Raw genomic sequence first — 22,752 nt, forward strand, 5'->3', positions numbered from 1 at the left:
ACTACAGGTACAGGCCCGTGCCCTGCTCGGTCTGTTCCGTGGCCACGGCGTGCAGATCCCGCTCCCGCATCACCAGGTACGCCTGCCCCTGGACCTCGACCTCGAACTGCTCGTCGGGGTTGAACAGGACCTGGTCGCCGACCTTGACGGTCCGCACGTGACTTCCCACGCCGAAGACCTCTCCCCAGATCAGCCGCTTGGCCATCTGCGCGGTCGCCGGAATCACGATGCCGCCGCTGCTGCGGCGTTCTCCGGATTCAGCGGCGATGCGCACCATGACCCTGTCGTGCAGCATCTGGATTTCGAGCTTGGCATCGGTCACCCGAAAAGTTTACTTGCCACCACCGGGTGACCCGGGGGCCAGGGGGCCCTCAAAACACGGCCTTGACCACGCGATTCGCGATTCTCCTGGGCAGCGCGCGACGACGGGGCCGCCCCCAACCGAGAGCGACCCCGTCCACATCCCCATGACCAGGGGTTTCGAGCTCGAATACCAGATAGGTCTCAATTCACCCCGGCAGCGCCGATCAGGCGTCGAGACCGCCCATCACCAGCGGCAGCCGGTCCGGGCCGCCGACCGAGATCGTGACCGGCACGCCCCAGTCCTGCCGCGTCAACCGGCACGCCGGGTGCTCGACCTCATCGTCGTCGTCGCAGCTGGCGGCCTGGGCGACCACGTGCAGGACGCCGTGCTCGATCCCGTCGGCCAGCACGAGGCGACGCGTCAGGTCGGTGCCCACGCCCGCGCCCTCGACCAGCAGGTCCTCGGGCGTGGAGGTGATCTCCAGGCGGGTGGAGGGCCCGTAGCGCTCGTCGAGCTTGGTGCCCGGCGGCGGCGTGAACACCACCGCGAGCTCCACCTCACCCGGGGCGATCTCGGTCGCGGGCCGCTTGACCTGCTGCGACGCGCCGCTGATCAGCTTCGCGGCCAGGCCGGGCGGGACCGGGCGCTCCAGCCGGTGGGCGGCGGAGGCGACCACGACCAGCTCGCCGTCGACGACGGCCGCGCCGGAGGGCTCGGAGACGTCGGTGGCCAGCGTCGTCACCTCGTCGGTGGCGGGCTCGTAGCGGCGGATCGCGCCGTTGTAGGTGTCGCAGACCGCGACCGAACCGTCCGGCAGCACGGCGACGCCCAGCGGGTGCTGGAGCAGCGCCTCGCCCGCCGGACCGTCGGCGTGGCCGAAGTCGAACAGGCCGGTGCCCACGGCGGTGCGGATCGCGAAGCCGTCGCCGTCGACCTCCACCCAGCGCAGCGCGGAGGTCTCCGAGTCGGCCATCCACAGCCGGTCGCCGCCGTCGGCGAGACCGGAGGTCTGCGCGAAGAACGCCTGGTCAGCTGCACCATCGCGCAGCCCTTCGACGGTGGTGCCCGCGAACCGGCGGACCTCGCCGGTGCTCGGGTCGAACAAGCCGAGCGTGTGGTTGCCCGCCATGGCGATCACCACGCCCCCGGCGGGCTCCCACCACGCGAGGTCCCACGGGCTGGTCAGCGGTGTCTCCAGCGCCGGGCCGCTGTCGGACCCGTCCCGCCACTGCTCGCCGGTGCCGGCCAGGGTCGTCACGGTGCCGTCGGAGAGCCGCAGACCGCGCAGCAGGTGGTTCACGGTGTCGGCGACGACCACGTCGTAGCCGACCGCCGCCGCGACCTCGTCCGGCAGCGCCGCGAGCCCGGCGGGCTCGGCGAAGGTCGGCTGCACGCCGTCGGCGCGTCCGCGCTCACCGGTGCCGATGCGGCGCACCACGGTCTCGCCGTCGGGCTCGAACTCCACCAGCGAGTGGTTCGCCGAGTCCGAGACCAGCAGGTTCCCGCTGTTCAGCGCGATGACCTTGCCGGGGAACCGCAGCGTGGTCTCCGGCGCGGGCGGTGGCACGTACGGGCCGTCGCCGCGGTGCAGGGTGCCCTTGGCCTCGTGCTCGGCGACGACCTCGGTGATCACGCTGCGCAGCGCCTCGACGTGCCCCTCACCGGCCGCGACGTGCACGACGTAGCCCTCGGGGTCGATGACGACCAGCGTCGGCCAGGCCTTGACGGCGTAGTTCTGCCAGGTGGTCAGCTCGGGGTCGTCGAGCACGGGGTGGTGCACGGCGTAGCGCTCGACGGCGGCGATCAGGGCGTCCGGATCGGCCTCGTGCTCGAACTTCGGCGAGTGCACGCCGACGGTCACGACCACGTCGGCGAACTCGGCTTCGAGCGGGCGGAGCTCGTCGATCACGTGCAGGCAGTTGATGCAGCAGAACGTCCAGAAGTCCAGGACGACGACCTTGCCCCGGAAGTCCTGGAGCTGGAGCTCCTTGCCCCCGGTGTTCAACCACTGCCGCCCCACCAGCTCGGCGGCACGAACCCGACCCCGACGTTTCTGCTGCTCAACACTCACAACCGGAGTCAACAACACCCCTGCGACGACTGTTCCCAGGGGCATGTTTTGTTGAGTCGCGCCTCACTGCTGATCGCGGGCGGCAAGGGGTGCGGGCCGCTGGGTCGATCGGGCGGATGAGGGACTCCGTTTGCGCGCTCGGCGTGCGGGTGTGACCACCTAAGGTCACTTGATCGTGGAACATTCGGCTGCGCAGGGGTGTCTTCGGTCGCGGTCGGCGGTGCTGCTGATCGGTGAGCTGGGGGCGGCGGTCGTCGTCGCGGCCGTCACGAGCCTGGCGGTGCAGCTGCCGATCGCGCGGTTCGGGCTCAGCGAGCCGACCGCCCTGCCGGAGGTCGCGGCCACCGCCGGCGCGGCCGTCCTGCTCGCGCTGCTGCTCGGCGGCGCGCTGCTCGGCGCGGCGAGCCGCACGCCAGTCCCCGCGGTGTGGGTGGCGCTGTCCGCGCTGGTCACCTCCGTGCTGGCGTGGCCGCTGGAGCCGACCCGGCTCTACTACGGCGGCACCTCGATCGACCAGATGTTCCGGACGCAGTACCTGACGCGGCTGGCGGACTCGCCGGTGCTCGCGGACATGAACTACGCGGATCTGCCGCCGTACTACCCGGCGGGCTGGTTCTGGCTCGGCGGGCGTTTCGCCGAGCTGACCGGCATGCCCGCCTGGGCGGCGTTCAAACCGTTCGCGCTGATGACCGTCGCGGTCACCGCGGTCGTCGCCTTCGTGCTGTGGAGCGCGGTCCTGCGTCGGCGGATCGCGGTGCTCGCCGCCGTCGCCACCGGTCTGTCGGGGCTGCTGCACGGGTTCGACGAGCCGTACGCGTGGATGGCGGCGGCCTGGCTCCCGCCGGTCGCCGTCGTGGCCTGGCACCTGCTGCGCTGCCGGGCGCACCGGCACGTCGGGGCCGTCATCGGCGTGGGGGTGTTCCTCGGCTTCGCGGGACTGACCTACGCCCTGCACCTGGCGTTCGCGACAGCCGTGGTGGTGACGATGGCGGTCGTGCTCGCCGCGCGGCGGATCCGTCCCGCCCGCGAACTCGCGCCCCGCGTGCTCGGGATCGGCGCGGTCGCCGGGCTGGTGGCGCTGATCAGCTGGGGACCGTTCCTGGTGGCGCGGCTGGGCGGGGCGCCGTCGGCGGGAGCGGCGAACAACTACCTGCCACCGGAATCGGTGCCGCCGCTGCCGTTCCTGGAACCCTCGCTGCTCGGGATGCTGTGCCTGGCCGGTTTCTGCTGGTCGGTGCTGGCCTTCCGGCACAGCGAGGTGGCCGCGGCGCTGCTGGTGCTCACCGGCGTGGTCTACCTGTGGTTCGGGCTGTCGACGGTGGCCGTCGCAGCGCACACGACGCTGCTGGCGTTCCGCGTGACGGTGGTGCTCGAGGTGGCGCTGGCCGTCGCCGGTGTGCTGGGGCTGCTGGAACTGCGGCGGCGGATCCTGCCGCTGGTGCCGGAGCGCGTGCGGGTCCAGGCCGCGGCGCTGGCGTTCCTGCTGGGACTGGCCGGTTCGGTCGGCGTCGTGGAAACGGCGTTGACCTCCGAGATCGCCGAGGCCGCCCAGCCCGCCTACACTGACTACTACCCGACGGGCAGCAACGCGCAGCGCCAGGACGACCCCGCCGTGGACGGCGCCTGGCACGACGACCTGCTGCGCGCGGTGCGCGAGACGACCGGCCGCGAGCCCTCGGACACCGTGCTGCTGACGGCTCACTACCCGCTGCTGTCGTTCGCGCCGTTCTGGGGCTTCCAGCAGGAGACGCCGCACTACGCCAACCCGCTGTCCCGGTACGAGGACCGCTCCGCCGCGATCTCCCGGTGGGCCCAAGCCGGCGATCCGGGCAGGCTGCGGGAGCTGCTGCGGCGCGGCGAGTTCGCGGCGCCGAACGCGTTCGTGCTGCGGCGGCAACCGGACGGCCTGCACATCAGGCTGTCCCACGACGCGTTCCCGCACCAGCCCAACGTGCAGGTCTACGACGTGCGGTTCGACCCCGCCCTGTTCGACTCGCCCGGGTTCGTCCGGCAGGACGTGGGCCCGTTCGCGGTGATCGGGGTGCGCTGAGCTCAGGGCGTGGGCAGCAGGGTCTTCGCCGTGGTGGTGATCGCGGCGAGCGCCGTTTCGGCGAGCGGGTGGCTGCTGCCGCCGAGCCGCGTGGCGGCGAGGATCCTGCGGGCCGGGGCGGGTTCGCCGTGCAGGGGGACGCGCACGACCGGCCAGTCGTGCAGGCGGGCCAGGCGAGGGACCAGGATGATGCCGAAGTGGTGCGCGACCAGAGCCGTTCCGGTGTCCCACTCGTCGGCGTAGTGCGCGACGTTCGGGCTGAACCCCGCCGACATGCAGGCGGCGCGCACCAGCTGGTGGTAGGTGCTGCCGGGGCGTCCGACGATCCACTGCTCGTCGGCGACGTCGGCCAGCGACACCCGGGAGCGCTCGGCCAGCCGATGACCGACCGGCACCACCAGGTCCAGCGGGTCGTCGAGGAGTTGTTGCTGCTCGAAGCGCTCATCCGCGGACGGCGGCAGGTCCGCGATGTTGATCACCAGAGCGAGGTCGGCGTCGCCGGAGAGCAGCAGGTCGAAGCAGCGCGCCGGTTCGGCCTCGATCACCCGGACCTGGACCTGCGGGTAGTGCTCGCGCAGCGCCGCCGCGGCCGGCGGCAGCAGGCGGGTGGCGGCGGTGGAGAAGCCGCACAGCGCGAACGAGCCGCTGGGCTGTTCGGCCGTGGCGGCGAGCTCGGCGTAGGCGCGCTCGACCTGGGCGTGCAGCACCTCGGCGTGGCGCAGCACGGTGCGGGCGGCGGCGGTGAGCCTGATGCCGCGGCCGGACTGGATCACCAGCTCCGTTCCGAGCTCGTCGGCGAGCTGGCGGAGCTGGTACGACACCGCCGAGGGCGTGTAGTTCAGCGCGCCCGCGGCGGCCGTGACGGTGCCGTGGTGGGAGACCATCTGCAGCACCTTGAGCCGAGGATCGATCATACGGCCATTTTGCACGGTCTTGGCGAGAAACGTTTGGTTTTCCTCAGCATTCTTCCTCGGCAAGCTGGCACCGTGACGCTCACAGCTCCCGCCCCGTCCCGCTCGACCCACACCGGCCTCTACGTCCTCGTCGTGCTCACCATCGGCGCCTACCTCCCGAGCCCGCTGCTGCCCGGGTACCAGCACGACTTCGGGTTCGGCGACCTGTCCATGACGCTGATCTACGCCACGTTCGCACTGGTCAGCGCACCTGCTCTGCTGCTCCTGGGACCGGCGACCGACGTCGTGGGCCCGCGGTCGGTGCTGCGCGCGAGCCTCATCGCGGGAGCCGTCGCCTCGCTGTGCTTCGCTCTCGCCTCCGGTCCGCTGTGGCTGGTGGCCGGGCGTGCCGCGCAGGGCATCGCGCTGGGCACGGCGACCGGCGCCGCGAGCGTGCTGATCAGCCAGAACGCCCGTGAGCGGGGTGCGCTGCTGGCCAGCACGGCGTTCGTGGCCGGCACCGCCGCCGGGCCGATCGTGGGCGGCGTGCTCGCCGAGCACGCCCCGGCGCCGTTCATGCTGCCCTTCGTCCTGCACCTGGTGGCGCTGGGGTACGGCTGGTCCCGCGTCTCCGCCCTGCCCGTCTCCGCGCCGAGCGGCCGGTGGCGGCCGACCCGGCCGCGGATCCCGGCGGGCGTGCGGTCGGTGTTCGGCGTCTCCGCCGCGACCGGGTTCCTCGCCTGGACCGCGGTCGGCCTGTTCCTCTCCCTGATCCCCGCCCTGCTCGACCGCGCAGGTCACACCGATCTGGCGGTGTCCGGCTCCGTGCTCGGCGCGGTCCTGATCTGCTCGGTGCTGACCCAGCCGCTCGTGAGCCGCTGGGGAGCGCACCGCGCGCAGCTGCACGGGCTGCGCGCGCTGTTCGTCAGCCTCGTGCTGCTGGCACTGGCCGGTGGCGGTTCCCCGCTGGTCACGCTGGTCGCAGCCGTCACGGCAGGCGCCGGGCACGGACTGGCCTACGGGGGCGCCGCCGCCGCCGTCGAGCGGACGGCACCTCCGGCGCAGCGCGGCGCGATCACCGGAGCGCTCTACCTCGCCTTCTACCTGGGTGCGGGGTGCCCGGCGATCGCGGTCGGCATCATCGCGCTCGGAGAACCGCTGAGCACGGCGACGTCCTGGGTCGCGGTCGCGGCGGCCGCGCTCGCGCTGCTGACGCTGCTGATCGCAAAATCGCTCGCGCCGGGTCGCTCCGCGCGGCAACATCAGCGGGATGCGAGCGGACGATCGACAACGCACTTCACGAGCGGTGAGCGCGGCGGTGACCGCCGGCCGGGAGCTCGGCCTCGACGTGAGCGGGGCGCGTGCTGCACGACCTGTTCTCCGTCGTCGTGCACCTCGCACCGGCTCCGGTGGTCGTCCGGGCGCCGGTGGTGCTGCCCCGGTCCAGCGGCATCGCGGTCCAGACGACGCGGCAGCGCACCGAGCTCGACGTGGTGGCGTGGCTGGCTGAGCAGGGGCACCCCGTGATCCCGCCGAGTCCGCTGGTGCCCGCCGAACCCGTCCAGCGCGACGGGTTCTCGATGACGTTCTGGCGGTTCACCGAGATCCTCGACGCCGCCGAACCCGATTGCGCGCGCAACGCCGGGCTGGTCGCCGACCTGCACCAGGCGCTGCGCGGGTACCCCGGCGAGCTGCCGTTCCTGTCGGCCGCCGAACCCCGGATGATCAGCGATGCCCTCGTCGACCTCGAAGCGCGGCGAGATCTGCTGGACCCGGCCGATCTCGACCGCGCCCGGCGGGAGTGGGCGGTGCTGGAACCGCTGGTGAGCTCCCGCGAGGCGTTCGAGGCGGAGTTCGGAGCGGAGCTGCAGCCGATCCACGGAGACGCGCCGCCGTTCAACATCGTCCGCACTCCCGACGGCGAGCTCTACGCGGACTTCGAGCTGGTCACGCTCGGCCCGGTCGAGTGGGACCTGGCGGCCTTCGGTCCCGAGTGCGAGGCGGCCTACGACGCCCGCGCCCGGTCGCTGGGCCTGCGGCGGCTCGACCAGCGCGTGCTGCGGTTCGTCAACGCCGTCGGGGCGCTGCGGTCGGTGGCGTGCCTGGCTCTCGTGCCGCAACTGCCGATGCTCGCCGACGCCGTGCGGCCCGCCATCGAGCAGTGGCGGACCACTCCGCCGGCCGGGGGTCTGAGCGGCTGAACCGGTGACCCCCTCGCGCTCGGGCCGGGATCGGCGATCGGAGCAGTCCGCGGCGAATACCCGCCAACGCCGTTCCCCGTGGTGGAACTGGAACGTCAAGGACTCCGGCATCACCGGGCTGCGGGACTACTTGGCCCGGCGATGACCGGGGTGGACGTCGCCAGCATCGACATCTGGGAGAAGGCGACGCCGTCGCAGGCCGACTACGACGCGATGCGGCAGGCGGCCGCCGGTCGTCCGATCGCGCTCGGCGAGGTCGGTGCGGTTCCCGCGCCCGAGCTGCTCGACGCCCAGCCGGACTGGTCGTACTTCATGCTCTGGGCGGAGCACCTCGACCAGAACGACCCGCCGAGTCGAGCGCACCTACTGGGACGACCGAGTCCTCGTCCTCGACGAGATGCAGGGCTGAGAGCGGCGAAGTGCTCGCGGCGTTCACCGCGCACGAGACCGGATCCAGGATGAACGCGCTGCTCACGGCGGTGGAGGCGGGGATCTGCCCGAGCTTCGGGGCCGGGTTGAAGGACCCCGGAAATTGGAAAGCCCCGCGATGCTGCCAGGTCGGGGGTCCGACAGCACCGCGGGGTCATCATGAATATCGACACCCACCCTGGGTTCGTTACACGCGTTGCACGATGTGTTTCAGGTCACTGTTATTCACCCGCCCCGGCGGCGGAGGGTCGTCGAACCCGCACGGCTCGTGTCGATGTTGGCCGTCCATCGCCCCGTATTCGGCGATCTAGCGTTGTTCCTATACGGGGTTAGAGATCGCGATGGGCCACCAGGAGCGGCGGAGCCGCTGCTTCAGGTGTGGGACTCAGCCCGCTCCGCTGCGCTAAGCGATTCCTCAACAGCTCCTAGTCCTGGGTCAGCAGGTAGCGGCCGAAGTGGGGGACCGTGAAGGCGATCTGCCCGCGCTCCCCGGAGTAGACGAGGCCCTTCTTGATCAGCGCGTCGCGGGCCGGCGACAGCGACGACGGCCGTCGCTCCAGGTACTCGGCGATCTTGGCCGTGGGCGCGGGCTCGTCCTTGCCCTCGACGAGCTCCGCCATGGCGCGCAGGTACTCCCGCTCCGCCGGGGTCGCCCGCTCGTAGCGGGAGCCGAAGAAGCCGACCGCCAGCTCCGACTCCGCCTCCGGGGCGGCCAGCCGGACGTCCTCCTCGGCGATCTCGGTGCGCACGGCCGCGTCCCACGTCGCCTTGCCGTAGGCCTGCACGAAGTACGGGTACCCGCCCGAGACGCTGAACAGCGTGTCCAGCGCGGCCGGGGTGATCTCGGCTTCCTCGCGCTCGATCGGCGCGATCACGGCGCGGTCGGCGTCGGAGCGGTCCAGCCGGTCGATGCGGACGTAGCGGAACAGCCGCTCGGAGTAGGACTTGCTGGCCGACAGCACGGCGGGCACGTGCGGCAGTCCGGCACCGACGACGACCAGCGGCGCACCGGACTGGGACAGCTCGTGGCACGCCGCGCACAGCGCCGAGACGTCCTCGGCCTGCACGTCCTGCATCTCGTCGAGCAGCAGCGCGATGCCGGTGCCCACATCGGCGGCCAGGTCGGCGACCTCGGTGAACAGCTCGACGAGGTCGATCTCGATGTCGCCGGAATCCGCCCGGCCCACCGCGGCGGGCACGTCGATGCCCGGCTGCCAGCGGTCCCGCAGCTTCGCGTCGGCCGGGTTGGCCTTCAGCGCGAACGCCTTCAGCACCGCCAGGACCTCCTCGACGCGGTCCGGGGCGCGGTGGCGGACGGCCAGGTCGCGGATCGCGCGGTGCAGCGCGGCCGACAGCGGCCGGCGCAGACCGGCTTCCGGACGCGCCTCGACCTTGCCCGCACCCCAGCCGCGGCGGACCGCCATCGAGCGCAGTTCGCCGAGCAGCACGGTCTTGCCGACGCCGCGGAGTCCGGTCAGCACCAGGCTCCGCTCCGGACGACCGCGGGCGACTCGTTCCAGCACGACGTCGAAGGCGTCCAGCTCGCGAGCGCGTCCGGCCAGTTCAGGCGGTCGCTGTCCGGCGCCGGGGGCGAAGGGGTTGCGGACCGGGTCCATAACCGTCGGACTGTATCCGCGTTTCTAGCTCAGATTCGATACTTGACGAGATTCCGGTACAGGCGTGTTCGCCCCCCCGCCCGGTCCCGGATCTCAGTGGAGATCGGAGACCGGACTTCAGTGGAAACCCGGTCCCCGACTTCCACTGAAATCGGAACCCCGGTTTCCGCTGAAATGTCCAGGCTCCGGATCGGGACGTTCGGGACGTATCCGGTTGTGTAGGGATTTTCCTAGAGATCGGTATACGACCCGATGGACATGCGAAGGCCCCGGTGATCGGGGTGCACCGGGGCTTTCGCGTCAGGCCAGGAGCGTCAGCGTTCGACGATCGCCGTGAGGCCCTGACCGCCTGCGGCGCAGATGGAGATCAGGCCCTTGCCCTCGCCCTTCTCCGCCAGCAGCTTGGCCAGGGTGGCGACGATGCGGCCACCGGTCGCGGCGAACGGGTGCCCCGCGGCCAGCGAGGAACCGTTGACGTTGAGCTTCGCGGTGTCGATCTCACCCAGGACCTTGTCCCGGCCGAGGCGGTTCTTGCAGAAGTCCGGGTCCTCCCAGGCCTTCAGCGTCGACAGCACTTGCGAGGCGAACGCCTCGTGGATCTCGTAGAAGTCGAAGTCGCCGAGCTGCAGCTCGTTGCGGTCGAGCAGCTTCGGAACCGCGTAAGCCGGGGCCATCAGCAGGCCCTCGTCGCCGCTGACGTGGTCGACGGCGGCCGGCGCGATGTCCGACAGGTAGGCCAGCACCGGGATGTTGTTGGCCTTGGCCCACTCCTCGCTGGCCAGCAGCACCGTGGAGGCGCCGTCGGTCAGCGGGGTCGAGTTGCCCGCGGTCATCGTGGCGCCCTCACCCTTGCCGAACACCGGCTGGAGCTTCGCGAGCTTGTCCACCGAGCTGTCCGGGCGCAGGTTCTGGTCCTTGGCCACGCCCTGGAACGAGGTGATCAGGTCGTCGAAGAAGCCGCGGTCGTAGGCGGCGGCGAGCCGGTGGTGGCTGCGCGCGGCCAGCTCGTCCTGCGCCTCGCGGGTAATCTCCCAGGCCAGCGCGGTCTTCGCCGCGTGCTCACCCATGGACAAGCCGGTGCGCGGCTCGGAGTTCTGCGGGATCTCCGGCACCACGTGCTGCGGCCGGGCGCCGGCCAGCGCCTTGATCTTGGCGCCGGTGGTCTTGGCGTGGTTTGCCTTGAGCAGCACCCGGCGGAAGTCGTCGTTGACCGCGATGGGGGCGTCGCTGGCGGAGTCCACACCGCCGCCGATGCCGACCTCGATCTGACCGAGCGCGATCTTGTTCGCGACCGAGACGACCGCTTCCAGCCCGGTCGCGCACGCCATCTGCACGTCGTGGGCGGGCGTGCGAGGGTCGAGCTTGGAGCCCAGCACGGTTTCGCGGGCGAGGTTGAAGTCGCGGCTGTGCTTGAGCACGGCACCGGCGACGAACTCGTCGACGGTCTTGTCCGCAAGGCCGAAGCGCGCGACCAGCCCGTCGAGCGCGGCGGTGAGCATGTCTTGGTTGGACGCGCGAGCGAAGGGACCGCCGGATCGCGCGAACGGGATCCGATTGCCGCCGAGGATCGCGACTCGCCGAACGGTGGTCATGCCTACTCCCTCGTTGCTGGTTCGTTCCTGGCCAATCTAATCTACTCGCGGGTAGGTTAGCCGTCGAGTGACCGCGCGACTTCGTGTCCGAACCCTCATGAACCGCCTCCTCGGGAGTGTCCAGAGATGTCCGATCGATACCAGCAGTTCACCCAGTCCGCGTTCGGGCGCCAGTTCGTCAAGAAGCTTGGCCTGCCCGACCCGACCCCGCTGCGCCGCTTCACGCCCGGCGAGCCCCTGATCACCGGGCCGGTGCTGCTCGGCGGTTCGGGCCGGCTCGCCGACTCGCTGAGCGCGACGTTGCAGGAGGTCGGTGCCGACGTCCGCAAGGAGCGCGCCGACGACGAGCGCTACGCCGCCCTGGTCTTCGACGCCACCGGGATCACCTCCAGCGAGGGCCTGCGCGCCCTGTACGACTTCTTCGCGCCCGCGATCCGGCAGATCGACCGCTGCGGGCGGCTGATCGTCCTCGGCACGCCACCGGAAACCCTGTCCGACCCGCGCGCGGCGACCGCTCAGCGCGCGCTGGAGGGCTTCACCCGCACCGCGGGCAAGGAGCTCAAGCGCGGCGCCACCTCCCAGCTGGTCCACGTCGCCGACGGCGCCGAGAAGGCCACCGACTCCACGCTGCGCTTCCTGCTGTCCGGCAAGTCCGCCTACGTGTCCGGCCAAGTCGTCCGCATCGGCAAGGCCGACGTGCCGGAGATCGCCCAGGACCGCCCGTTGCAGGACAAGATCGCGCTGGTCACCGGCGCGTCCCGCGGCATCGGCGCGGCCATCGCCGAGACCCTGGCGCGCGACGGCGCCCACGTGGTCTGCCTGGACGTGCCCGCGCAGGGCGGCGACCTCAGCGAGGTCGCCAACCGCATCGGCGGCTCGGCGCTCCAGCTCGACATCACCGCCGAGGACGCCCCCGCCAAGCTCGCCGAGCACTTCAGCCAGCGGCACGACGGCCTGGACATCGTGGTGCACAACGCCGGCATCACCCGGGACAAGACGATCGGCCGGATGAGCGAGGCCCAGTGGGACTCGGTGCTCGCGGTCAACCTGACCTCGCAGGAGCGCATCAACGAGAAGCTGCTCGGCGAGGGCTCCCCGCTGCGCGCCGGGGGCCGGATCATCTGCGTGTCGTCGATGAGCGGCATCGCGGGCAACGTCGGCCAGGGCAACTACGCCGCGTCGAAGGCCGGCGTGATCGGGCACGTGCAGTCCACCGCGCCGCTGGCCGCGAAGAAGGACGCCACCATCAACGCGGTCGCGCCGGGCTTCATCGAGACCAAGATGACCGCCGCGATCCCGCTGTTCGTGCGGGAGGCCGGTCGCCGGATGAACAGCATGTCGCAGGGCGGCCAGCCGGTCGACGTCGCCGAGACCATCGCCTGGTACGCCAACCCCGCGTCGGCCGGTGTCAACGGCAACGTGGTCCGGGTCTGCGGCCAGAGCCTGCTCGGCGCCTGAGGTCTGGAGAGGACATGCCGGAACTTTCCACCGCTCCGAACCTGGGGTCGCTGTACCTCAAGGCCGCCGCGACGGGCCCGACCCGCCGGGGCGGCGAGCTGCCCGACACCGAGTACGTGCGGCGCGGCATCACCATCGATCCCGCGGAGCTCGCCGAGTACAACCGGGTCTGCGGATTCCGGCTGCGCGACGAGCTGCCGATCACCTACCCGCACATCCTGTCGTTCCCGGCGTCGGTGCAGCTGATGACCGACAAGGGCTTCCCGTTCCCGCTGGTCGGCCTGGTGCACGTGGCCAACCGGATCCAGCAGGACCGGCCGCTGCTGGTCACCGACGAGCTGACGCAAACGGTCCGGGTCGCCGACCTGCGCCCGCACCCGAAGGGCAAGCAGTTCGACGTGGTCACCGAGACCAGCGTCGACGACGAGGTCGTGTGGCGGGAGACCAGCACCTACCTGCGGGTGGGCAAGCGGGACGAGAACGCCCCGCAGCAGCGGCGCCGGGAGATCGAGCCCGGCGCGGCCTCGGGCACGTGGCGGGTGCCCGCCGACATCGGCCGCGAGTACGCGGCGGTGTCCGGTGACCGCAACCCGATCCACCTGCACCCGCTGACCGCGAAGGTCTTCGGCTTCCCGAAGGCGATCGCGCACGGCATGTGGTCCAAGGCCCGCTGCCTGGCGGCGCTGGAGGGCCGACTCCCCGGGGCGTTCACGGTGGACGTCGACTTCGCCAAGCCGCTGCTGCTGCCGTCGAAGGCCGACTTCACGATGCGCCCGACGGGCTCCGGCTGGGACTTCGCCCTGCACTCGCGCTCCGGAAAGCCGCACCTCACGGGCTCGATCACGAGCTGATCCGACCGCGCCCCCGCGACGCGCAGCGCCGTCGCGGGGGCGCTGCGGTCAGGAGCCGGTGGAGTTCTGGGTCTGGGAGGCCGGGAACCAGGAGCGGCCCTCGACGAGCTCGCCGAAGCCGAGCCAGAGCATGTTCATCAGGCGCATGGCCATGCCCTCGGCGGTGAACTCGGGGTGCTGGAACCACCACTCGACGAGCGCTTCACCCGCGCCGACCAGGGCCGCGGCGAACGGTTCGGTCTGCTCGGGCTGCATCGGCTGCGGCTGATCGGTGGTGGCCTCGGCGAGCAGCGCCGCGATCAGCTCGGTGGCGCGCTCCCGCCATTCGGAGAGCTCCTGGACGTAGGGCTCGCCGGGAACGTCTCCCTGGCGGTGCAGCAGCTGCCAGCCCGCCTTGTTGACGTGCACGTACTCGAAGAACATGTGCAGGCGGTGCCAGAGCTGGTCGGCCGGGGCCAGGCCGGTCCCGATGTCGGCGCCGATGGCTTCGACCAGCTTCGCGGCCTCGCGGCGGACGCAGGCGACGAACAGCTCGTCCTTGGCACCGAGGTAGGCGTAGAGCATCGGTTTCGAGATGCTCGCGGTCTCGGCGATCTCGTCCATCGACGCGTTGTGGAAACCGTGCTTGGCGAACACCTCCACAGCGGCGTCGAGGATCTGCCGCTCGCGAACAGCCCTCGGCAAACGCCGGGAACGCGGGCGCTCGCTGTCCCGATGATCTTCCATCTCACCTCATACCCTGGTAATCCGCCTCAGGCTAGTGGAGCGACTCCACTCCGGTGCCTTGCCCGCCAACCTACTCGTGCGTAGTCTTACTCTCCGGTAGGTAATGGAGGTGGGCAGCGATGCCGCAATCCCCGTCGGACCCCATCGCGACCCTCGCCCACGTCGACCCGCGCGAGATCGACAAGGCCGAGCTGGTCCAGCTGCTGCGCGCCGCCTCCGAATCCGCCGCCGAGGACGGGCTCGACCTCAGCGAACTGACCCCCGACCAGTTCGCCCGGCTGATCTCGCGCGCCTCGGACGACCAGCTCAACGCCGTGCTCGCCAGGCCCGAACTGCGCGAGAGCATCATCGACGAGATCTTCCGGCGCATGAGCGAGCACTACCAGCCCGAACACGCCAAGCGCAGTCACGCGGTGGTCAACTGGCGGATCGGCAAGGGCGAGGACCTGCTGCACTACGAGTGCGCGCTCAGCGACGGCCGCTGCCAGGTGACCAAGGACTCCCAGCACGACGCCGCGACGGTCACCATCACCATGGTCCCGCTGGACTTCCTGCAGCTGACCTCCGGCAACACCACCGCGCCGAAGCTGGTCATGGCGCGGCGGGTCCGGATCGCCGGCGACATCGGATTCGCCGTCAACCTGCCCAAGCTCTTCCAGATACCGAAGGCGTGACCCTCCCCCTCGGACACCGGGTCGGCGGAAAAGCCCCCCACGGCGACCCGGCACCCAGCGAACGGACCGCGCTCCCCACCCCAAAGCGGAGCCGGTCCGTTCGCGTTCTCCCGATCGCGCCCCCTTTAGCAGATCAACTTGTTCACGAGGTTAACCGCAGGTCAGTGGCATATGACACGGTGCGGAATTGCACAAGGGGTACCGATGTTGACGAGGTAGAGGGCAGTATGCGGCCTGGCGGATGTGTGAGATCGATTCATCCGGCCGGATCGTGATCGCTGTTGCACCATGTGCGTGGGCAGGTGCGAGGGCACTGATCCGATTGGATGAACCGCGTGCCGCCGCGTCAGGATGAGCGGCGGCACGCGTCCCACCGGTGAGCGAAGGACCGCGAGGTCCCGAGCTCATCGAACGAGCTCCGCGGGGAGAGCTCGGCTCGGCCAACGCTTCGATGACGAACGGGAGGGCGAAGCGGTGAAGAAGTTGACGACCCCTGAGGTGGAAACGCCGATCTTCAAGCAGCTCAACAACGAGCTCGGCGAACTGCCGGAGATCGACATCCACGACTTCGACAAGCACGCGTTCGACTTTCTCCGCGAGTACGACGAGCAGAAGTCCCAGGAGCCCGAGCAGGAGACCTCGGCGGAGGCGGGAGAACCCGTCGCCGTGTCGGCAGGCTCCGCTTCCGGTTCCGGATCTTCGAGCTCCGGTAACTCCGGATCCCGCCGCGGCGGACGCCGTCGCAAGGGGAACTGACCAGACTTGGCTGAACGGCCCGCACCGCATCCGGGGGATGGCGGGAGCGGGCCGTTCGTCTGCCCTGGCTCTGTCGGTGCCACCTGCCACTCTGATCGGCATGACCGGATGGCAGGAGTTCGCTGAACGCGCACCTGAGCTGGCCTCGGCCGCTCGGGCTCGGTTGGAGTCGATGCGGCACCACGTGCTGGCGACGCTGCGCGAGGACGGCTCGCCGCGCGTGAGCGGCACGGAGGCCGGCTGGTACCGGGGAGACCTGACGTTCGGGTCGATGCCCGGCGCCCGCAAAGCCCGCGACCTGCAGCGCGACGGGCGCTTCGCGCTCCACACCAACCCCGGAGACGGGACGATGTCCCAACCGGACGTCAAGATCTCCGGCGTGGCCGTCGAGGTCACCGGCGACGAGCAGGCCGCGTGGGTGGCCGAGGTTCAGCCGCCGCAGGCCGACGCCCACCTCTTCCGCTGCGCGATCACCGAGGTCGTCACCACCGAGCTCTCCGACGACCAGACCCACCTGGTGATCACCTCGTGGTCCCCGGACCAGGGGGTTCGGGTCTTCAAACGCACGTGAGGGGCGCCCCCGGGCGAGCCCGGGAACGCCCCTGCGCGGTGCTTCAGTAGGTGAACGCCATGCTCGGGTTCGCCAGCAGCGCGCCCACGTCGGCGAGGTACTGGGAGCCCTGCTGACCGTCGACCACGCGGTGGTCGAAGCTCAGCGCCAGCTGGCACACCTTGCGCGGCACCACCTGGCCGTCGACCACCCACGGCATGTCGCGGATCGCGCCGAACGCGAAGATCGCGGACTCGCCGGGGTTGATGATCGGCGTGCCGGTGTCGACGCCGAAGACGCCGACGTTGGTGATGGTGATCGTGCCGCCGAGCATGTCCGCCGGGGTCGTCTTGCCCTCCCGAGCGGTGTTGGTCAGCTGCTCCAGTGCCTCGGCGAGCTCGCGCAGCGACATCCGGTCGGCGTCGCGGACCTTGGGCACCACCAGACCGCGAGGCGTGGCCGCCGCGACCCCGAGGTGCACGTAGTCCTTGTAGACGATCTCGCCCGCCGACTCGTCCCAGGTCGCGTTGACGTCCGGGGTCCGGCGGGCGGCCAGGCACATGGCCTTGGCCGCGAACGCCAGCGGCGTGATCTTCACACCGCGGAACGCCGGGTCCGACTTGAGCTGCTCGCGCAGCTCCATCATCGGCGTGACGTCGACGGTCAGGAACTCGGTGACGTGCGGAGCGGTGAACGCGCTGTCCACCATCGCCTGCGCGGTCGCCTTCCGGACGCCCTTGATCGGCACCCGCCGCTCGCGGTCACCGGACGCGGCGGCCGGCGGCTTGGCCGGAGCAGCGGTCGGAGCCGCTGCGGACTGGACGTCGTCGCGGGTGATCACGCCACCCGAGCCGGACCCGGCCAGCGAGCGCAGGTCGACGCCGAGGTCCTTGGCGAGCTTGCGGACCGGCGGCTTGGCCAGCGGCACGAACCCGCCGACCTCTTCGACCTGCGGTTCCGCCGGTTCTGGCGGTGCGGCGGCGGTGGCCGTCGCGGTGCCGTTGGTCGGCGTGCCGTTGGTGGCCGCGTGCCGGTCCTTGCGCGGACGCCGCTTGGCCGCCGAGGTCCGCGGGCCGTAGCCGACCAGCGTGGCGATCCGGCCGTTGGACTCCTCGCCGATCTTGCCCGAGCTCTCGTCCGGCTCCAGTTCCGGTTCGGGGTCCGCACCGGCCATCTCGATGCTGATGATCGGCGTGCCGACCTCGACGGTCTGGCCCGGCTCCACCAGCAGGTCGCGGATCGTGCCCGCCCACGGGCAGGGCAGCTCCACCGAGGCCTTGGCCGTCTCGATCTCCACGATCACCTGGTTGACGGTGACGTTCTCGCCCGGCTGCACCTTCCAGCCGACGATCTCCGCCTCGGTCAGCCCTTCGCCGACGTCGGGCAGCGGGAACTTCTTGAGCGCCATCGATGAACTCCCCTCAGTACGCCAGCGAACGGTCGACGACGTCCAGCACCCGGTCGAGGTCGGGCAGGAAGCCCTCCTCCAACTTCGACGGCGGGTAGGGCGTGTCGAACCCGGTCGCCCGCAGCACCGGGGCCTCCAGCGAGTAGAAGCACTCCTGCTGCACCCGGCTGGCGATCTCCGAGGTCACCGACGACTCCGACGGCGCCTCGCTGACCAGCACCAACCGGCCGGTGCGACGCACCGACTCGAACACCGGACCCAGGTCCAGCGGGGACAGCGCGCGCAGGTCGACGACCTCCAGGTCCAGCCCGTCCTCGGCCGCGGCGGTCGCCGCGTCCAGGCAGGTGCGCACCATCGGGCCGTAGGCCGCGACGGTCACCGCCGAGCCGGGCCGCACGACGCGGGAGCTCAGCAGCGGCAGCGGATCGATGGAGGTGTCGAGCTCCGCCTTCTCGTAGTAGCGGCGCTTGGGCTCGAAGAACAGCACCGGGTCGTCGCACTCGATGGCCTGCTGCAGCATCCAGTAGGCGTCCACCGGGTTCGAGCAGGACACCACCTTCAGCCCGGCGATGTGCGCGAACAGCGACTCCGGCGACTCCGAGTGGTGCTCGACGGCACCGATGCCGCCGCCGAAGGGAACCCGGATGACGATCGGGACCTTCACCTTGCCCTGGCTGCGGTAGTGCAGCTTGGCGAGCTGGCTGATGATCTGGTCGAAACCCGGGAAGATGAAGCCGTCGAACTGGATCTCGCACACCGGCCGGTAGCCGCGGATGGCCAGGCCGATCGCGGTGCCGATGATCCCGGACTCGGCCAGCGGGGTGTCGAGCACCCGGTGCTCGCCGAAGTCCTTCTGCAGGCCGTCGGTGATGCGGAAGACGCCGCCGAGCTTGCCGACGTCCTCACCCATGATCAGCACCTTCGGGTCGCGCTCCAGCGAAGCGCGCAACCCCATGTTCAGCGCCTTGGCGATGGTGACGGTCTGGGTCCCGGACGGGGTGGTCGGGCGTTCGAGAGCGGGCGCGGCCATCAGTGAACACCTCCCGCCACCGCGTTTCCGCTGGCAGCCTCGTCGGCGAATCCGGACAGGTAGCGCAGGTAGTCCTCGCGCTGCGCGGCGATCTGCGGGGTCTCCTCGGCGTAGACCTGCGAGAACGTCCGCTCCGGTGGTGGCTCGGGCATGTTGAAGCAGAACTCGCGGAACCGCGCGGCCAGCTGGTCCGCCTCGGCCTCGACGGAGTCGAAGAAGTCCGGGTCAGCGGCGTGCTCGCGGATCAGGTGCACCCGAAGTCGCTCGATCGGGTCCTTGAGCTTCCAGGCTTCCTGCTCGTCGGACATCCGGTAGCGGGTCGGGTCGTCGGAGGTGGTGTGGGCGTCCATCCGGTAGGTGAACGCCTCGATGAGCACCGGGCCGTTGCCGTTGCGGCACTCGTCCAGCGCCCACTTCGAGACGGCGAGGCTGGCCAGCACGTCGTTGCCGTCCACCCGGATGCCGGGGAAGCCGTAGCCGCTGGCGCGCTGGTAGAGCGGTACTCGGGTCTGGCGCTCCAGGGGCTCGGAGATCGCCCACTGGTTGTTCTGGCAGAAGAAGACGACCGGCGAGTCGTAGACGGCCGACCACACCATGGCCTCGTGCACGTCGCCCTGGCTGGTGGCGCCGTCGCCGAAGAACACCATCGTGGCTTCGCCGTCGGGGTCGCCGACCTTGCCGTCGAAGCGCTGGCCCATGGCGTAACCGGTGGCGTTGAGGCACTGGTTGCCGATGACGATCGTGTACAGGTGGAACCCGGTGCTCGTCGGGTCCCAGCTGCCGTGGTCGGTGCCGCGGAAGATGCCCAGCAGCTCGGTGGGGTCGATGCCCCTGGTCCAGGCCACGCCGTGCTCCCGGTAGCTCGGGAACGCCATGTCCCGCGGTTTCATCGCCCGGCCCGCCCCGATCTGGGCGGCCTCCTGGCCCAGCAGCGGCACCCAGATGCCCAGCTGGCCCTGGCGCTGCAAGGCGTTGCCCTCCCGGTCGGCGCGACGGACCAGCACCATGTCGCGGTACAGGTCGCGCAGCTGCTCGGGGGAGATGTCGATGTCGAAGTCCGGGTGCGAAACCCGCTGGCCTTCTGGCGTGAGGAGCTGAACGAGGTCAGCCCCACCTTCACTCGTCGCGCGCAAACCGGCGATCACCTGCTCCCGTGTGGGCTTGGCTGCGGTTGCGGCAGGGAGGTCGGTGCGCTTCGCGGGCGGATTACCTGAAGAGGACGTCCATTGCTCGGGGGACATGTGTGATCTCCTCGTGTCGCGCCGACGGCCACCGCTTGTGGCGGTGGAGACCGGCTTGCTCCGCCGACCTGCCGTTGACCTGGTGGGTCACCCGGCCGGCCGAGCGGAGCGGTGGATCGCTCCTCGTCATCCTGGCACGAAAACCGCGTGGTCCGTGAGCCCTGCCACAGGGAGTGGATCGGTACAGCGGCGAGCGATCAACTCCCGTGAGATCACGGTAGTTCTTCTGTGGACGGACTGAATTCGCAGGTCATCGAATTAATGGAGGACCAACTAACGAGTTACGGACCATTGCAGTACCGATATTGGGGAGGCCGTGCCTCAGCTTGCGCAAATACGACAACCCCCACCCCGGTGACGCCTCGCCCGAACAGACCAGTGCACGAGTTGAGCTGACAAGTGTCACGAGATACCGCCGAGGACCGCCGTCGCGGCCCGCTCGTTGCCAGACTCCTGGCATGACCGCGCTGAGCCTGCCCGAGCAATTCGTGCTGCTGCTGCACAAGCCCAACGGCTCCTACTGCTCGACCTCCGACCACACCGGCGCCGCCGAGCTGGGCGAGCTCGTGCTGGCCGGCCGCCTCCGGTTGGAGAAGAAGAAGCTGACCGCGCTGGACGCCGAACCGGCCGGCATCGGCTGGATCGACGAGGCCGTCGAGCACCTCCGGCACAAGGCCGGCCCGAAGAGGAAATCCGTGGCGGCCACGACGTTCATCCAGAGCCGCCGCAACGCGCGCAAGGTGCACGCCACCGCCCTCGCCGAACGCGGACTGATGCACCGGCAGCAGAAGTCGTTCCTGCGCATCTCCTACGACAGGTTCACGCCGGATCCGGGTTCGCGAGACGCGCTGGTCGCCCGCATCAGGGCCGCCACGCGCAACGAGGTCGAACTCGACGACCGCCTCGCGCTGCTCGCCGCGCTGGTGCACGCCACCGGGCTGCACGTGGTCCTGGGCCTGGACCGGGCCGAGCGCAAGCGGCTCAAGGAGATCAGCAAGGGCGAGCAGCTCGGCGGCGCCGTCCGCGACGTGATCGCCGAGACCACGGCGGTCCTCGCCGTGACCACCGCCGCCGCGGCCGGCGCGGCGACGAGCTGACGGCATTCCGCCACTCGGCCGACGAGCTCCGGACAACCGCCCACATCGGGCATAGGATCGCGCTCGTGGATCGAGCAGCTGTTTCCAAGACCGTTGACCAGGCGTGGGACGAAGCGATTCTGCCGAGTCTCTCCGAGCTGGTGAGGATTCCCGCGGTGTCACCGTCGTTCGACGCCGACTGGGAAAGCACCGGGCACCTCGACGCCGCCATCGAGCACGTGCGGGCGTGGATCGACGACCGCGGCATCGACGGCGCCGAGATCGACGTCGTCCGGCTGCCCGGGCGGACCCCGCTGCTGCTGGTGGACGTCCCCGGATCGGCCGACGCGCCGGACGAGTCCGTGCTGCTCTACGGCCACCTCGACAAGCAGCCGCCGCTCGGCGGCTGGTCGGAGGGCCTGGGCCCGTGGACCCCGGTGGTGCGCGACGGCAAGCTCTTCGGCCGGGGTGCCGCCGACGACGGCTACGCCGGGTACGCGGCGGTCACCGCGATCGAGGCGGTCCGCGCGAACGGCGGCTCGCACGCGCGCTGCGTCGTGCTGCTGGAGACCGGCGAGGAGTCCGGCAGCCCCGACCTGCCCGCCTACCTGGAGCACCTGCGGGACCGGCTCGGCGCCGTGTCGCTGGTGGTGTGCCTGGACTCCGGTGCGGGCGACTACCAGCGGATGTGGCTGACGAACTCGCTGCGCGGCATGGTCCAGCTGGACGTCGAGGTGCAGGTGCTCGACTCCGGGCTGCACTCCGGCATCGCCAGCGGCATCGTGCCCAGCTCGTTCCGGATCATGCGGCAGCTGCTCGACCGCATCGAGGACTCGGCCACCGGCGAGATCCTGCTGCCCGAGCTCAACGTGTCCATCCCGGAGAACCGGATCGCCGAGACCCGCGCGGCCATCGCAGCCGTGCCCGGCATGGTCATCGACTCCGTGCCGTGGCCGGAGGGCATGCGGCCGGTCACCGACGACGAGGTGGAGCTGGCGCTGAACAACGCCTGGCGGCCGACCCTGTCGGTGATCGGTGCGGACGGGCTGCCCAAGCCCGTCGACGCCGGCAACGTCCTGCGCCCGTCGACGACGCTGCAGCTGAGCTTCCGGCTGCCGCCGACCGCCGACCCCGAGGCCGCGCTGGCCGCCGTGCAGCGGCGGCTGTCCGAGGAGGTGCCCTACGGCGCCCGCGTCAGCTTCGGGCACTCCGAGGCGGGCCTGGGCTGGAACGCGCCCGACCCGGCGCCGTGGCTGTCCGGCGCGCTGGACACCGCTGCTGAGGACATCTTCGGCGCCAGCTGGCGGACCATGGGCCTGGGCGGCTCGATCCCGTTCATGGGGTTGCTGCACGAGGCCTACCCGGACGCGCAGTTCGTGGTCACCGGCGCGCTCGGCCCGGACAGCAACGCCCACGTCCCCGACGAGAGCCTCGACCTCGCCTTCGCCGCGAAGATCACCAGCGCCATCGCCTACGTGCTCGACGCCCACGCGACTCGGTGAGCACCACCGCCGCGCAGCCCGTCGCGGCGGTGCCCGGCCTGACCACGGCGTCGACCGCGCGGCGTCAGGACTTCGGGATGAGCACCCAGAGGACGATGTAGGCAACGAACTGCGGACCCGGGAGCAGGCAGGAGAGCAGGAAGAGGATCCGGACGGTCGTCGGCTTCATGTCGAATCGCCGCGCCAGGCCGGCGCAGACCCCGGCGATCATCGCCTGGTCCTTCGGACGGGACAGGGACATCTTCTGGTAGGTCGTCATGCACTCAGAATGCGTTGCGGGCGCTGGCGAAACCTCAGGGACGAGCCCTGACCAACCCCGGACCC

General features: G+C 70.8%; 21 protein-coding genes. 11 read left to right on the forward strand and 10 right to left on the reverse strand.

The features are described 5' to 3' along the window. Window position 1: 1 nt before the first annotated feature. The gene (locus tag E1202_RS21485; RefSeq protein ID WP_132672051.1) at window positions 2-322 is read right to left on the reverse strand and encodes a GroES family chaperonin; all 321 of its coding nucleotides are present in this window, start codon (window positions 320-322) and stop codon (window positions 2-4) included. A gap of 205 nt (window positions 323-527) precedes the next feature. Continuing rightward, a complete protein-coding gene (locus E1202_RS21490) occupies window positions 528-2,420 on the reverse strand; it encodes an NHL domain-containing thioredoxin family protein (protein WP_207918844.1) in 1,893 nt (630 codons plus the stop codon). Window positions 2,421-2,550: 130 nt separating this feature from the next. Between E1202_RS21490 and E1202_RS21495 the strand changes: the two genes are divergently transcribed. After that, window positions 2,551-4,425 (forward strand): arabinofuranosyltransferase, encoded by a 1,875-nt coding sequence (locus tag E1202_RS21495; protein WP_165943931.1) that lies wholly within the window; start codon window positions 2,551-2,553, stop codon window positions 4,423-4,425. Between the two features lie 2 nt (window positions 4,426-4,427). Here E1202_RS21495 and E1202_RS21500 read toward each other — a convergent pair whose 3' ends face one another. Continuing rightward, window positions 4,428-5,339 (reverse strand): LysR family transcriptional regulator, encoded by a 912-nt coding sequence (locus tag E1202_RS21500; RefSeq protein ID WP_132684948.1) that lies wholly within the window; start codon window positions 5,337-5,339, stop codon window positions 4,428-4,430. Window positions 5,340-5,411: 72 nt separating this feature from the next. Here E1202_RS21500 and E1202_RS21505 point away from each other — a divergent pair, with 72 nt between their 5' ends. From E1202_RS21505 to E1202_RS21515, 3 genes are all read left to right on the forward strand, one after another. Continuing rightward, window positions 5,412-6,845, forward strand: coding sequence for an MFS transporter (locus tag E1202_RS21505; RefSeq protein ID WP_328591006.1), 1,434 nt, complete (start codon window positions 5,412-5,414; stop codon window positions 6,843-6,845). Further along, window positions 6,842-7,519 (forward strand): phosphotransferase family protein, encoded by a 678-nt coding sequence (locus E1202_RS21510; protein WP_328591007.1) that lies wholly within the window; start codon window positions 6,842-6,844, stop codon window positions 7,517-7,519. Before E1202_RS21505 ends, E1202_RS21510 begins: the two co-directional genes overlap by 4 nt. A 141-nt stretch (window positions 7,520-7,660) precedes the next feature. Next, window positions 7,661-7,981, forward strand: a complete 321-nt coding sequence (locus E1202_RS21515) for a hypothetical protein (RefSeq protein ID WP_132684949.1) — start codon at window positions 7,661-7,663, stop codon at window positions 7,979-7,981. 392 nt (window positions 7,982-8,373) lie between these two features. On the opposite strand, the gene E1202_RS21520 is transcribed toward E1202_RS21515, so the two are convergent. Then, window positions 8,374-9,564: an ATP-binding protein gene (locus E1202_RS21520; RefSeq protein WP_132684950.1), complete on the reverse strand. Its 1,191-nt coding sequence runs from the start codon at window positions 9,562-9,564 to the stop codon at window positions 8,374-8,376. Window positions 9,565-9,878: 314 nt separating this feature from the next. Then, window positions 9,879-11,156, reverse strand: a complete 1,278-nt coding sequence (locus E1202_RS21525; RefSeq protein ID WP_132684951.1) for an acetyl-CoA C-acetyltransferase — start codon at window positions 11,154-11,156, stop codon at window positions 9,879-9,881. Window positions 11,157-11,282: 126 nt separating this feature from the next. Between E1202_RS21525 and E1202_RS21530 the strand changes: the two genes are divergently transcribed. Both E1202_RS21530 and E1202_RS21535 read left to right on the forward strand, forming a co-directional pair. Beyond that, window positions 11,283-12,614: a 3-oxoacyl-ACP reductase gene (locus tag E1202_RS21530; RefSeq protein ID WP_132684952.1), complete on the forward strand. Its 1,332-nt coding sequence runs from the start codon at window positions 11,283-11,285 to the stop codon at window positions 12,612-12,614. A 14-nt stretch (window positions 12,615-12,628) separates the two neighbouring features. Further along, window positions 12,629-13,465, forward strand: coding sequence for a MaoC/PaaZ C-terminal domain-containing protein (locus tag E1202_RS21535; protein WP_132684953.1), 837 nt, complete (start codon window positions 12,629-12,631; stop codon window positions 13,463-13,465). Window positions 13,466-13,513: 48 nt separating this feature from the next. On the opposite strand, the gene E1202_RS21540 is transcribed toward E1202_RS21535, so the two are convergent. Then, window positions 13,514-14,191, reverse strand: coding sequence for a TetR/AcrR family transcriptional regulator (locus tag E1202_RS21540; RefSeq protein ID WP_132684954.1), 678 nt, complete (start codon window positions 14,189-14,191; stop codon window positions 13,514-13,516). A gap of 119 nt (window positions 14,192-14,310) precedes the next feature. Here E1202_RS21540 and E1202_RS21545 point away from each other — a divergent pair, with 119 nt between their 5' ends. From E1202_RS21545 to E1202_RS21555, 3 genes are all read left to right on the forward strand, one after another. Continuing rightward, complete coding sequence (locus E1202_RS21545; protein ID WP_132684955.1) at window positions 14,311-14,865, forward strand: SCP2 sterol-binding domain-containing protein; 555 nt, start codon at window positions 14,311-14,313, stop codon at window positions 14,863-14,865. 474 nt (window positions 14,866-15,339) lie between these two features. Further along, window positions 15,340-15,621, forward strand: coding sequence for a hypothetical protein (locus E1202_RS21550; RefSeq protein ID WP_207918846.1), 282 nt, complete (start codon window positions 15,340-15,342; stop codon window positions 15,619-15,621). Between the two features lie 100 nt (window positions 15,622-15,721). Beyond that, entirely contained in the window at window positions 15,722-16,192 is a 471-nt protein-coding gene (locus E1202_RS21555; RefSeq protein WP_132684956.1) for a pyridoxamine 5'-phosphate oxidase family protein, read from the forward strand. 43 nt (window positions 16,193-16,235) lie between these two features. On the opposite strand, the gene E1202_RS21560 is transcribed toward E1202_RS21555, so the two are convergent. Genes E1202_RS21560 through pdhA form a run of 3 tightly spaced genes read right to left on the reverse strand, consistent with a single transcriptional unit; the run spans window position 16,236 to window position 19,850 of the window. Continuing rightward, window positions 16,236-17,579 (reverse strand): dihydrolipoamide acetyltransferase family protein, encoded by a 1,344-nt coding sequence (locus tag E1202_RS21560; RefSeq protein ID WP_132684957.1) that lies wholly within the window; start codon window positions 17,577-17,579, stop codon window positions 16,236-16,238. A gap of 13 nt (window positions 17,580-17,592) precedes the next feature. Continuing rightward, window positions 17,593-18,609, reverse strand: a complete 1,017-nt coding sequence (locus E1202_RS21565; protein ID WP_132684958.1) for an alpha-ketoacid dehydrogenase subunit beta — start codon at window positions 18,607-18,609, stop codon at window positions 17,593-17,595. Beyond that, window positions 18,609-19,850: a pyruvate dehydrogenase (acetyl-transferring) E1 component subunit alpha gene (gene pdhA, locus E1202_RS21570; protein WP_132684959.1), complete on the reverse strand. Its 1,242-nt coding sequence runs from the start codon at window positions 19,848-19,850 to the stop codon at window positions 18,609-18,611. The genes E1202_RS21565 and pdhA overlap by 1 nt, the downstream gene beginning before the upstream one ends. A 458-nt stretch (window positions 19,851-20,308) precedes the next feature. Here pdhA and E1202_RS21575 point away from each other — a divergent pair, with 458 nt between their 5' ends. Continuing rightward, window positions 20,309-20,947, forward strand: coding sequence for a GOLPH3/VPS74 family protein (locus E1202_RS21575; RefSeq protein ID WP_132684960.1), 639 nt, complete (start codon window positions 20,309-20,311; stop codon window positions 20,945-20,947). A 65-nt stretch (window positions 20,948-21,012) separates the two neighbouring features. Further along, window positions 21,013-22,428, forward strand: a complete 1,416-nt coding sequence (locus tag E1202_RS21580; RefSeq protein WP_132684961.1) for a M20/M25/M40 family metallo-hydrolase — start codon at window positions 21,013-21,015, stop codon at window positions 22,426-22,428. A 64-nt stretch (window positions 22,429-22,492) separates the two neighbouring features. Here E1202_RS21580 and E1202_RS21585 read toward each other — a convergent pair whose 3' ends face one another. Further along, the gene (locus tag E1202_RS21585; RefSeq protein ID WP_165943932.1) at window positions 22,493-22,687 is read right to left on the reverse strand and encodes a PspC domain-containing protein; all 195 of its coding nucleotides are present in this window, start codon (window positions 22,685-22,687) and stop codon (window positions 22,493-22,495) included. Between the last annotated feature and the right edge of the window lie 65 nt (window positions 22,688-22,752).

It is taken from the genome of Saccharopolyspora karakumensis, from assembly GCF_004349225.1.
Lineage (GTDB): Bacteria > Actinomycetota > Actinomycetes > Mycobacteriales > Pseudonocardiaceae > Saccharopolyspora > Saccharopolyspora endophytica.

Coding starts and splice junctions, on each gene's coding strand:
- E1202_RS21575 (WP_132684960.1), top strand. CDS start 20,309: ATGACCGCGCTGAGCCTGCCCGAGCAATTCGTGCTGCTGCTGCACAAG.
- E1202_RS21540 (WP_132684954.1), bottom strand. CDS start 14,191: ATGGAAGATCATCGGGACAGCGAGCGCCCGCGTTCCCGGCGTTTGCCG.
- E1202_RS21490 (WP_207918844.1), bottom strand. CDS start 2,420: ATGCCCCTGGGAACAGTCGTCGCAGGGGTGTTGTTGACTCCGGTTGTG.
- E1202_RS21555 (WP_132684956.1), top strand. CDS start 15,722: ATGACCGGATGGCAGGAGTTCGCTGAACGCGCACCTGAGCTGGCCTCG.
- E1202_RS21520 (WP_132684950.1), bottom strand. CDS start 9,564: ATGGACCCGGTCCGCAACCCCTTCGCCCCCGGCGCCGGACAGCGACCG.
- pdhA (WP_132684959.1), bottom strand. CDS start 19,850: ATGTCCCCCGAGCAATGGACGTCCTCTTCAGGTAATCCGCCCGCGAAG.
- E1202_RS21500 (WP_132684948.1), bottom strand. CDS start 5,339: ATGATCGATCCTCGGCTCAAGGTGCTGCAGATGGTCTCCCACCACGGC.
- E1202_RS21525 (WP_132684951.1), bottom strand. CDS start 11,156: ATGACCACCGTTCGGCGAGTCGCGATCCTCGGCGGCAATCGGATCCCG.
- E1202_RS21535 (WP_132684953.1), top strand. CDS start 12,629: ATGCCGGAACTTTCCACCGCTCCGAACCTGGGGTCGCTGTACCTCAAG.
- E1202_RS21585 (WP_165943932.1), bottom strand. CDS start 22,687: ATGACGACCTACCAGAAGATGTCCCTGTCCCGTCCGAAGGACCAGGCG.
- E1202_RS21545 (WP_132684955.1), top strand. CDS start 14,311: ATGCCGCAATCCCCGTCGGACCCCATCGCGACCCTCGCCCACGTCGAC.
- E1202_RS21560 (WP_132684957.1), bottom strand. CDS start 17,579: ATGGCGCTCAAGAAGTTCCCGCTGCCCGACGTCGGCGAAGGGCTGACC.
- E1202_RS21515 (WP_132684949.1), top strand. CDS start 7,661: ATGACCGGGGTGGACGTCGCCAGCATCGACATCTGGGAGAAGGCGACG.
- E1202_RS21565 (WP_132684958.1), bottom strand. CDS start 18,609: ATGGCCGCGCCCGCTCTCGAACGCCCGACCACCCCGTCCGGGACCCAG.
- E1202_RS21530 (WP_132684952.1), top strand. CDS start 11,283: ATGTCCGATCGATACCAGCAGTTCACCCAGTCCGCGTTCGGGCGCCAG.